General features: G+C 28.9%; 8 protein-coding genes and 5 pseudogenes. 1 reads left to right on the top strand and 12 read right to left on the bottom strand.

Annotated features, from left to right (window positions below):
* Window positions 1-188 precede the first annotated feature (188 nt).
* From JJC02_10520 to JJC02_10575, 12 genes and pseudogenes are all read right to left on the bottom strand, one after another.
* Window positions 189-1,355, bottom strand: coding sequence for an AI-2E family transporter (locus JJC02_10520; GenBank protein ID UDN53344.1), 1,167 nt, complete (start codon window positions 1,353-1,355; stop codon window positions 189-191).
* 34 nt (window positions 1,356-1,389) lie between these two features.
* A pseudogene (locus JJC02_10525) lies at window positions 1,390-1,509 on the bottom strand (IS200/IS605 family transposase).
* 208 nt (window positions 1,510-1,717) lie between these two features.
* Window positions 1,718-3,082, bottom strand: coding sequence for an aldehyde dehydrogenase (locus JJC02_10530; protein ID UDN53345.1), 1,365 nt, complete (start codon window positions 3,080-3,082; stop codon window positions 1,718-1,720).
* A gap of 315 nt (window positions 3,083-3,397) precedes the next feature.
* The gene (locus tag JJC02_10535) at window positions 3,398-3,922 is read right to left on the bottom strand and encodes a flavodoxin (protein ID UDN53346.1); all 525 of its coding nucleotides are present in this window, start codon (window positions 3,920-3,922) and stop codon (window positions 3,398-3,400) included.
* A gap of 49 nt (window positions 3,923-3,971) precedes the next feature.
* The gene (locus JJC02_10540; GenBank protein ID UDN53347.1) at window positions 3,972-4,469 is read right to left on the bottom strand and encodes a MarR family transcriptional regulator; all 498 of its coding nucleotides are present in this window, start codon (window positions 4,467-4,469) and stop codon (window positions 3,972-3,974) included.
* Between the two features lie 239 nt (window positions 4,470-4,708).
* Entirely contained in the window at window positions 4,709-5,986 is a 1,278-nt protein-coding gene (gene hflX / locus JJC02_10545; GenBank protein UDN53348.1) for a GTPase HflX, read from the bottom strand.
* A 103-nt stretch (window positions 5,987-6,089) separates the two neighbouring features.
* Window positions 6,090-6,851: pseudogene (locus tag JJC02_10550) on the bottom strand (hypothetical protein).
* Window positions 6,852-6,975: 124 nt separating this feature from the next.
* A complete protein-coding gene (locus JJC02_10555) occupies window positions 6,976-7,758 on the bottom strand; it encodes an aminoglycoside 6-adenylyltransferase (protein ID UDN53349.1) in 783 nt (260 codons plus the stop codon).
* A gap of 155 nt (window positions 7,759-7,913) precedes the next feature.
* Window positions 7,914-8,534 carry a Crp/Fnr family transcriptional regulator gene (locus JJC02_10560; protein ID UDN53350.1) on the bottom strand — a complete coding sequence of 207 codons (621 nt, stop codon included), beginning with the start codon at window positions 8,532-8,534 and terminating at the stop codon, window positions 7,914-7,916.
* 87 nt (window positions 8,535-8,621) lie between these two features.
* Window positions 8,622-9,410, bottom strand: a pseudogene (locus JJC02_10565) (conjugal transfer protein).
* A 26-nt stretch (window positions 9,411-9,436) separates the two neighbouring features.
* Window positions 9,437-10,063, bottom strand: a pseudogene (locus tag JJC02_10570) (invasion-associated protein P60).
* Entirely contained in the window at window positions 10,000-10,218 is a 219-nt protein-coding gene (locus JJC02_10575; protein UDN53351.1) for a hypothetical protein, read from the bottom strand. The pseudogene JJC02_10570 and the gene JJC02_10575 overlap by 64 nt, the downstream one beginning before the upstream one ends.
* Before the next feature lie 452 nt (window positions 10,219-10,670).
* Between JJC02_10575 and JJC02_10580 the strand changes: the two are divergent.
* Window positions 10,671-11,876 (top strand): annotated as a pseudogene (locus JJC02_10580) (IS256 family transposase).
* Window positions 11,877-12,066 lie beyond the last annotated feature (190 nt).

Consider the following 12,066-nt stretch of genomic DNA (forward strand, 5'->3'; position numbering starts at 1 on the left):
CTTTGGTCATCTTCTAAACCATGAAATAACTGTATATTTAGATTTAAATTTACATTCTATAAATGCCACAAAAAACACCTCTTCTATAATAATTTTATATCTAAAAAGCACCAAGAGTTTAGTTTTCTCAGTGCTTTAAATATTTCTTAACTTATATATTTTTAACTAAAAATAACATATGTTTTTGTCTACATATAATCAGAAGTATCTGTTGGTAATCCCTTCTTATCCAATTTACCCTCAATAATATCTTTAATTATAGAATAAATTACAGCAAACATAGGAACTCCTATAACCATGCCAATAAAACCTAATAGCTTTCCTGCAACCAATAATGAGAATAAAATCCAAAATGCAGATATACCAATTGAATCTCCTAGTATTTTAGGTCCTATAATATTTCCATCTATTTGTTGTATTATTAATATAATCAACAATAACCATAAAGCTTTTATAGGAGAAACAAACAATACTATTATTGTAGATGGTATTGCTCCAAATAAAGGTCCAAAGAAAGGGATAATATTTGTAATACCAATTATAACTGATATTAATAATGCATATGGCATTTTAACTAATGTAAGTATCACAAATGTTAAAATACCTATAATGAATGAATCTAATATCTTGCCACCTAGGAATCTTCCAAATGTATAGTTACTTCTATGAGTTAACTCTAAAATTCTAGAAGCTTGTGTTTCTGTAAATAACGCATAAGTTATTTTTTTACTTAATCCATAAAATTTTTCCTTATCAATTAGTAAGTATACTGAAACAATTAGTCCTAATACAATGTTCCATATACTAGAAGCTACATTCTTTAATATGTTTCCTAATATTGGTATTAAATCTGTTACAAATTTTATGATGTATGCAACAAACTCATTCCATTTGTCTACTGCCAAACTAAAATATTGTTCATCAAGATTTAAATCAATCATTAATTTATCAATAAGCTTAGTTGCATTATTTACATACATCGGTATATCATTTGCTAGTCCAATAATACTCTCAATTACTTGAGGTAATACGAAATACATAAATAAGTAAAGTATCAATGCAGCTGTTGCATATGTTAATAAAAGACCCAATCCTCTTTTTGATTTTTGTTTTAAGCTTTTTAATTTCTCACTTTTTATAAAAACTCTATCTTCATAAAATTTTAAAATAAAATTAAGAAGATATGCAATAGCAAATCCTATTATAAAAGGCTGTAAAGTCGTAAATATAGCATCTAAATTATTAGAAAATACATCAATTTGTGATGATACTAGATAAAATATGATACTACAAGCAGCTATTATAAATGTGTAAATTGCTATTGTTGTGTACTTTGTATTCCAATTAATTTTCATTTTTTCCTCCTTATTTCTATAAACAGTGCCTTTTGAAATATTCTTTCCATAGATATTTAAGAATACGCAGAAACTCATTCTTTATTCTTGTACTTGATGTTGATTTATAAGCATTTAGCAAGAATACTGAATGATTATTACTATCTAATTTCATTGTAATTATTTCCTCTTAATTTTTACTACTTAATTAATAATAGGATACATTTCTATGAAAATCAAGTAAAAAAATAACTTATCGGTTAGGCTTACATCCTCCACCTCCTACAGTAATAAAGAGGAATTTCGCCTTATAGGTTAAAAATAAAATACATTCAGAATAAAAACGCTCAATTTTATTTATATTTATTTTTCTACAATACACCCTACATTATCTTTTTAAGAATCTTAATTAATTTATTATCATATGGAGCATATCTAATAGGAACATCCAAATTTAATTTTTTTAACACGCTCTTATAATGAGTAAATGTATCAAATCCAGCTTTTCCATGATATGAACCCATACCACTTTCGCCAACACCACCAAAAGGTAAGTAATTCGTAGCTATATGAATAATTGTATCATTTATACAACATCCACCTGCTGGAATCATTTCTAAAAGTTTATTTTCTAAATGCTTATTTTTTGTAAAAATATAAAGAGCTAATGGGTTTGGTCTTTGTATAATTTCTTTTACTACTTCATCTAAATCTTTATAGCTTAGAATGGGAAATATAGGTCCAAATATCTCTTCCTTCATTATATCATCATCCCAATTAGTATTGTCTACTATAGTTGGCTCTATCTTTAATATTTCCTTATTAAAATTTCCACCATAGACTACTTTGTCATTATCAATAAGAGATAATATACGATTGAAATGTTTTTCATTTATGATTTTAGGAAATTGTTCATTATTACATGGATTATCTCCAAAATACTTATTAATATAATACTTTATTTTTTCTATTAACTCTTCTTTTCTATCTTCATGCACTAAGATATAATCTGGGGCTACACATGTTTGTCCTGCATTTATTAGTTTTCCCCAAGTAAGTCTTTTGGCAGTAAGGTCTATATCTGCATCTTTTAAGATAATACAAGGGCTTTTTCCTCCAAGTTCTAAAGTTATAGGAGTCAAATGCTCTGATGCTGATTTCATGACTATTCTACCAACATTAGTACTTCCTGTAAAAAATATATAATCAAATCTTTCTAATAATAACTTTTCACTTTCTTCTTGACTTCCTTGAACAACTGCAATATATTCTTTTGAAAAAGCATTTTCAATTATATCTTTAACTATACTAGATGTTGATACAGAATATTCAGAAGGCTTCAATATAACACAATTCCCTGCTGCCAATGACCAAACTAATGGTATAAGTGCTAATTGGAATGGATAATTCCAAGGTGACATTATGAGCGTAACACCATAAGGTTGCGGAATAATTTTAGATATAGATGGAAAGTTAACCATACCTGAACTAACTCTTTTTATTTTGCTCCATTTTCTTATATTTTTTATAGCAAAATCTAATTCACTGTAAAACATACCTACCTCGGTCATAAAACCTTCAAAATCCGATTTATTTAAATCTTTCTTAAGTGCCAAAAGTATTTTTTCTTCATTTTGCAATACAACTGACTTAAGTTTCTTTAACTGTTCTAGACGAAACGATATATCTCTTGTTTTACCTGTATTATAATATTTTCTTTGCACCATCACTAGCTCATTTATCTCCATAATTAAAAATCCTTTCTTTTAAAATTATACTATTACATTTTTAGATAAAGATTTAAATTTATATTAACATTATTTTTATGTCATAATAAATTCACCTCAATATAACATAAATCTTCCAATAAAAAAAGCCCCCTTATTAAATATAAGTAAGCTTATAAAATAATTTCTTTTAAAATCAATACTTTTTCAAATTATAAATCTTATTGAAACACTTAAATTATCCACCTTTAATAACAATATTATTTTATAGATAACTTCTAATCAATTTCTATGGAGTTTAATTTTAGATGATAAATGACTATAAATATATACCACTTAAAGTTTTTTTACATAATCAAGTATTGGTTCTAAATTTTCTTTATTACACCAATCAAAAGCTTCTCCAGACAATAAAGGTGCTTCTACTGGTTTAAGACCTTGACGTTCTTTTTTAGCTATAGATTTTTTAAAAAAGCTACAAAGAGTACGGTCTAACAAAGACATTTTTGTTTCATCCCATGCCCCACGACAATAAAAACAAGGAATATTATCTAATTCTCCCTTAAAGTTTACTTCTCTTAAGGTCTTTATTACTTCATCATTATATGGAGTAGCCCCTACACCAAATACTACTAGATTCTTTTTCTGTAATTCTTTATAATTTTTTTTAAAGAAAGAAATTCCTGCTATATTACAAGCATAAAGTCCTCCTCCTAAGATAATTGTATCATATTTCATAACTTTTTCTATATTGATATTCTTAATTTCAAAAATGTCGCAATCCAACAGTTCTGAAAGCCATTTAGCATATTTTTTTGTTGAACCATATTTACTCTTATAAATCACTACTGTATTTTTCATATAATTTACCTCCTTATTTTATGTCATACAAAGTTGATTTGACACTCACCTATTTTTCAAGTTCATTATTTTTTATATACTTTTTTATATTTTCAATTCCTGTATTTAGTTTTATCATTCCAAAAAATAATTGTTCCACTTCTTGTTCTGTAAAATCTTTAAATAGAATATCCAATATTTCTTTCTGCATATCTCTCACTTTTTCAGAATACTCATTTACTTTATCTTTTACTAAAAGACTAGCAGCTCTTGAATCCTTTTCATTTTGGTCAATTTGTACAAAACCTTTATTTTCTAAAGCAATAGCTAACTTTTTTACATTTTGTCTTGAACATCCCATAAGATCTCCAAGTTTAGTTAATGTAAGAGTTTCATCTACAGAAGTAGTAATTGCCAAAAGTAACCATTGTTTCATTGTTAGCTCTGGGTCTAATTTATCACAGGTAGTTTGAAGTTTATTTTGCATTACAAATATATTTGTAAATATAGCTTGTTTTCTACTTTCATCATCTATCATAAATTTTTTCATTAAAGTTTCCATATCCATTATTATCCCCCCTCTTTATAGTAAATTTTAATTTTTAAAAAATATAAATAGTAACTAGTTACCTTTTATTATAGTAACTAGTTACCTTTATGTCAATGAATTTATTTTTTATTATAAATTACAAAACGGCATAGCTTAATAACTATACCGTTTCATGCAATCATATTTTACAATCATGTTATAATTCATTATAAAATCAGACATTAAATGTATTTTAAGTTACAACAATTTTTTAGAACTTACTCTAAAACATACTTTTTATACTTATTATATTCTATATTTCCACATTCTACATCTAAAAAAGTTCCCTCTTCTCTGTATTCCATACTTATAACACTTGTATTCTCATTAAAATAAGAAACTATATGACCTTTGTCATATGGAATTAAGAAGCTACATCTTATATAATCTTTAAATATACTATCACAAATACACTTTATCATTCTATCTATATTTATATCTTTTTTAACTGAAACAAATATACCTTCTTTGTCGATATTATCTACAATCTTATCTAATACGTCTTTATCAATTAAATCAATTTTATTATAAACATGTATCAGAGGTATATCATCTGCACCTATTTGTTTTAAAGTATCTTCTGTTACTTTAATATGACTTTTATAGCCTGGATTTGAAATATCAATAACATGTAATAATATATCTGCCTCACATGCTTCTTCTAATGTTGACCTAAATGCTTTTACTAAATCATGAGGTAGATTACTTACAAATCCAACAGTATCAGATAATAAAAATTCTTTGTTATTTGAAATAACTATATTTCTAACAGAAGTTTCCAGTGTAGCAAATAACATGTTTTTCTCAAATACTTTCTTTTCTTCAGAGTTTTTAAATGTATCTACTAATTTATTCATTATTGAAGATTTACCAGCATTTGTATATCCAACTAGAGCTACATTTGGAAGATTTGATTTTCTTCTCAGACTTCTTTGAGTTTCTCTTTGGAATTTTAAATCATTTAATTCCCTATTTAAAGATGTTATCTTTTCTTCTATTCTTCTACGGTCAAGTTCTAACTTTTTCTCACCATAACCTCTATTTTTAGTACCAACACCACCACTTTGACGCCCTAAATTTTCATTTGAACCTATAAGTCTTGGCAACATATATTTTAAACTTGCCACTTCTACTTGAAGTTTAGCTTCTCTAGTTTTTGCTCTCTTTGCAAATATATCAAGTATCAATGCTGTTCTATCTATAATTTCACAATTAAGCTTTTCTTCAAGATTTTTTAGTTGTGATGTAGAAAGTTCATTGTAAAATATAACAATCTCTGCATTTTCCTTCTTTATTAAGTTTAATAATTCATCAACTTTACCTGTGCCAATGTAATACACTCTATTAACCTGCTTTGCATTTTGAGTTATACTTCCAGCAACCTCAATATCACATGCTGAACATAAGTTTTCAAGCTCAATCATCAGTTCATTAAAATCCTCAGATTTATTATTTATGTTTAATCCTACTATTATCCCTTTTTTCGCCATATCCATACTCTCCTTATCTGCTACTTTTTATTTAATATATAACACGAGATTATGGCTCTATAATTAAATTCATCAAGAATTCTATTTTCTAACTTATCCTTAAATGACAATAATTATTATCAACATCATTATTATGAATTGATAACTCTATATTAGGAAAAATAAGTTTGATAGTTTCAACCATTCTGTCGAAAAATCCGTCATTATCTTTGTATCCGTTTCTTTTGCGTAGAATAATAGAGAAACGAACATTTTCTATTTCACTTAATATATCTTTATAATAGTTTAAGTGCTTTTCTAACAACATTTTTTCACAAGTGTAAGACCCTGTATCTATACCAGATGAAACCATACAATATAAGCCAAAATGTGAATATAAATCTTTACCTACAAAATTTTGTGCTCTTATTGCCCTAGCAGTAGTAGCCATGTGGATAGGTATGGTATTATTTTCTTCTTTTCTTTTTAATTTATCAGCAATAATTATTGCCAACATATTTGAGGGGTCTGCAAGTGTTTCTGTCCCTCGTAAAGCACTTACTACGTTATATTGATCTACGGAGCCAAAAACGCTACAGCTACCTAATGGAGCAGAGGGAGAAAGCATAATCGTCTTGATATCCATATTGAATGCTTTTCTCAATAATTTTGATTCCAAAGTATGAATTTCTTCTGGATCTATACTGCTAGGGATAGTAAATCTATTTAGTTGGTATGACTTTAGAATATCAGTTGCAGTTAAAGTATTTGCTTGTCTATCAAACACTTCTAATAGAAGTGAGTTCAAATCTGATTTTGATAGAGCTGATAACTTATCAACTATATTCTTATCCCCAATTTTATTTGTAATTCTACTTAAAATATCACTCATAGTTATCCTCCATACTGTTACTTTCAAAATAATTATAGAATGGTTACAACAACTAATCTAGGTCATTTGACCAAAAATGAAAAAACACTGAATATTTACTATTCAATATTTTTTTACTTTGGGTTTATTTGATTAAATCTTGAAAATACTGTAATGCAACCCTTTCAGCTTCAACCTTTCGGACAATAGGACTTTGTGATAATTCCTCTCTTAACTCAAGATACAGGTTGATAGTAGCCTGCAATGCATTAACACAGCTTTCATATTCATGGGTAGCAACCGTCTTTTCTAATGCTTCAATATATTGGGGTGCGTCCAATTCAATTTTTCTAACTCCACGAGGTAATTTACCTAAGAGAAGCTGTATTAATGGGGCAAGTACTGATTGTCTTAAAAAAGATAAAAAATCAATTGTTTCAAATAGTTCTCTACGTCCAATCTTAGTGCAAGCGTAATGAACCCAAATCCAAAATCTATCTTCAATCCACTGTAAGTCTGGAGTTGGGAAGTATGCTTCTTTTTTAGAATAAATTTCTGTTATGCAGTTGTTTTCTTCATAGAGAATAGCTGAATCTTCAACCCTATCTAGTAAACCATCTAAGGTTGTAAACTTAAAATCAACATGAAGAACAGGGGAATCATAGAGGGAAATTATCAATCGAGGTTCTCCAACGTGTTCGCCAGTAAAAGCAGAAACTAATGTTCCAAACTGTTCCACAATAAGTAATCTCTCTTCGATAACTTCTTCATAGGATTTATCATCTGCTACAATCAGAAAATCCAAATCAGAATATTCATCTAACGATTTTGTGATATAAGAACCGCTAATTGCAAGTCCTATTATCCTACTATCTCTTTTTGAAAATTCTAATACGTTTTGTATCATTTCCTGTTGTGTTTTAGTCATAATATAACACCTCTCACTTTCTTTTATTAGCTATCAATCCAACATAATTATGCATACGAGTATTATATAATGAAGAAATAAAAAAAAATAGGTCAATTGACCCGAAATAAAAAAGTATTGAATAATTATTATCCAATACTTTTTTGAAATTATACTTATGTTGTAGGAAGATTCTTTAATACCTCTCGCTGATTAATTACACTAAATCTTTTGTTTTCATAAGCAATTAGATGTTCTTGTACACATTCATTTATAGCACGATTAATGCTTCTAATTGGAGCGTTTACTTCGCTAGCAAGCTGTTTTTTGGTAAGCAGATTTAATTCACTTCTATAATAGTGTAAGGATATACACCTCAGAAGTCGTTCTTTAACACTTAAAGATGATAATTCTTCAATTAATTCAGCATTTACAACTAATTTACTAGATATTTCTCGAATCAGAAATTTTGTAGCTTCAAAATCTCCCCTTAACCAGTTTAAAAAATCATCTCTATGAAGTTTATATACATTACAATCTGTGAAAGCGACAATTTCAACGGGTTTTTTCCCATCATTAAATTGTTCCATTTCTCCAAAAAAACTACCACTTCTATAAAGATGAATAGTTGAGATGTTTCCTTTCACATTTAAGATGAATGCTTCTGCAATACCGTCAATCATAAGAATTACATATTCATTTTCTTGCTCAGCAAAAAGAATAGTCTCTTTCTTTTTATACGTTTTTTTAACAAGCTTCTTTTTAATATCTTCATTCATAAAATCAATTAAATGCATATTCATCCCTCCTTACCAAATCTTTGATTAAATTATATCATCTTTCAATTAGTTAGGTAAGATAGTAAAAATATATTTACATAGAAACTATTCCATTATTATTTTCCAGTTGTCATTTTTCTGCAAAGTAAGCTCAAACTGGGAAAGCTGTGTAACTTTGGTTTCCTTATCAAGGTATTTCACTGTTACAATAGCGGTCACTTGATTGTTAACTTGTGTATAAACAGGATTCACAAGTTCCACAAATACATAATCTTTATTAATTACATCAAGTGCTTGATTACTTACATAGTAAGATAGCTCTTTTTCTGTTGCAGTAGGATAGAGCTTGAAGAATGTGTCTAGGAAACTATTAATTTCCTCTGTTGTATTTGCGTCCAACGTTTAGTCACTATCAGAAAGTACAGGCTCATAGCTTACCTTTTGTGGCTTGCTGTCAATGGTAGGGTTCTTAATAATTACCATATTGCCTACTTCATCTACATAGACAGTAACAGTATAGGTGGAAGCGATATTCTTTTTGTTCTCGCCCTCTGAAATCTGTTGTCCTACTGAAAAGAGTACATCATAGGCATTTTCATTGTTCTGTGTCACACTCCATACTTGAAAGCTGTTGACAATAGAACTAGTAGGAATATCCGAGCGAACCATTTCAGTATTCAACTGTTGTAGGTTTTCAGTCAGATAATTCTTCAAACGTTCAATTCGTTTGTCCTGTGAATCTTGCGACTGTTGCCATGAAAAATATTCCTTGCTAAAGGATTCTACAAAACTCTCAATGCTATTCGTATAAACAACCTGTTTCTCAATGATTTCTTTTTCATGAACGGTGTGCATATCAATGGCTGTAAAGTTCTTATAAATTCCAAAGCTCATACTTCCTATCAATAATAAATTCCTTTCTATTTGATAATGCGTCCAGCTCCAATTAAATGAGCTTGCCAATAACTGTCGGTAAGGTTGGTATATCCAATCGGATTCCCTGCATGGTACATTTGGTTATTACCAACATAGATTCCAACGTGCGTCACATAACTACCAGCGTCATAGGTCGAGTGGAAAAAGACTAAATCTCCAGCTTTGGATTCGGATAAGGGGATATGCTGTGTTGCGTCATATTGAGCTTGTGCAACTCTAGGAAGTTGAATCCCAGCTACGGCATAACTCCATTGTGTCAATCCGCTACAATCAAATGAAGTAGAGGGAGAAGAACCACCAAAGACATAAGGGTAACCCTCATATTTCAGTGCTTCATTCATAATTGCTTGCACAGTTTCATCATCAAACTGGACTGGTGTAAGGTATTGTGAAACAAGTAATACATAGAACTGATTTCCGTAGTTGTATCTCCAACCACCATTTATAGGGATTGCGATAGGATTTTGGTAATCAACCTTTACACCACCAGCTTTATCCTTTGAAAAAGATTCTGCCAGTTCATAGCTGTATTTCTTTCCATTGCTAGCTACATAATTGATGAAGCCACCGCCATAGTTGTAAGACTGAATGACAGTATTAATATCACAGCCGTTGCTTCATCAATCTGAATACGACTAGCGATAGTATCATAAAGCAAGGTGTACTCAATATAGGAATCCTTTAATTCCTTATCCACAAGTTCACAATACAAACCAGTTTCTAGCTTATTTTCAAGCTGTAAAAGTTGGTCTTGATACTTTCCCATAGTGATTTCAACATTGATGTGAATAAGCCCATCTTTGAGATAGTAGTACATCTTAGGAAAATGACTGATTCGCTCTTTTGTCTGTGTTCTAACTGTTTGATGTTATCAATCTTATAGTAGTAATAAAGAAAAGCCACAATAAGGCATACAAAAAGGGCAGTGATTACACTACCTAAGAAGTACAGAGTTTGTAGTTGATTGATAAAATCATCAAGTGTGACCGTTTCCCAATTCACAGCCATAAGCGACCTTAAATGAAAAGGTATCATGACACAAGAGAATAAGGTAACCATTGAAACAGTAAAGAAGTTAGACAGCAAATGCTTGTCACTTTGCTTTATCTTTTTTCCACGATACTGGGTAATGTAAAATAATTTGTGCTTCAAGGTTAATAAAAATCTTCTTTATGGCAATGATTTAAATATAATCAAATGTCGTAAAGGAGATTTTTTATGAATACTTTAAGAAAACAATTAGTCAAAGAAATTATATCAGATGGAGAATTTATAAAATCTGGAGATATAAGTAGCTATCTAAGAGATATGTTCAAAGATATACTACAAGAGATGTTAGAACAAGAAATGGCATTAGAGCTAGGTTATTAAAAGGGCGACAGCCATAACAAGAATACAACTAATAGAAGAAATGGATATAGCAAAAAAACTGTAAAATCACAATTTGGAGATTTACAACTAGACGTTCCAAGAGACAGAGATAATGACTTTAACCCAGTAGTCGTTCCTAAAAATATTAGAGATATTTCAGGAATCGAAGAAAAAATAATATCACTTTATGCAAGAGGTATGTCAACAAGAGATATACATGACCAGATATTAGATTTATACGGTATAGAAATTTCAGCTGATCAAGTAAGTAATATAACAAATGTTATAATTCAAAGAGCTAAAGAGTGGCAAAATAGACCTCTTGAACAAGTTTATCCTTTTGTATTTATGGATGCAATTCATTACAAAGTAAGAGATGATGGAAAAATAAAAAATAAAGCTGCATATGTAGTTCTAGGAGTAAATAAGGATGGTTTCAAAGATATTTTAGGAATATGGATAGGTGAAAACGAAACTTCAAAGTTTTGGTATAGTGTTTTAACCGATTTAAAAAATAGAGGTGTTAAAGATGTACTAATTTTTAGTGTTGATGGATTAAATGGCTTCAAAGAGGCGATAGCCGCAAGTTATCCTAATTCTATAATACAAAAATGTATAATCCATCAGATAAGAAATACTTTTAAATATGTTTCATACAAAGATTCAAAAGCATTAATAAGTGATTTTAAATCTGTATATAAAGCAGTTAATGAACAAGAAGCCTCATCGGCTTTAGATAAAATAGATGAAAAATGGGGTAAACAGTATCCTTCGGCAATTAAAATTTGGAGAAATAACTGGGATGTTATAGCACCATTTTTTAGTTTTCCTGAAGAAATAAGGACTATAATGTACACTACAAATATAATTGAAGGACTTAATAGACAGTTTAGAAAAGTCACAAAAACAAAGTCCACTTTTCCATCAGATGATTCACTATTAAAAATATTGTTCTTAGCAAGTGAAAATGTGATGAAAAAATGGACTATGAGATATAGAAACTGGGATAGTATATATAATCAGTTATCTATATTCTTTGATAATAGAATATAATTTTAAAAAATCATATTCTAAAAATTTGCCATAATATATATGGTTTACAAAAATATTTAAAAATATCCCAGTATATATTTTTTACAATTTATTAGAATAAAATTCATATATTGGGAAATATTAATAGTAAATAAATAATTGTTGCTATAAAGTAGAAATTATCTTTAAAAGCACAAATTAATTTACAGTC

The sequence above is a fragment of the Clostridioides sp. ES-S-0054-01 genome (assembly GCA_021561035.1).
Classification (GTDB): Bacteria; Bacillota; Clostridia; order Peptostreptococcales; family Peptostreptococcaceae; genus Clostridioides.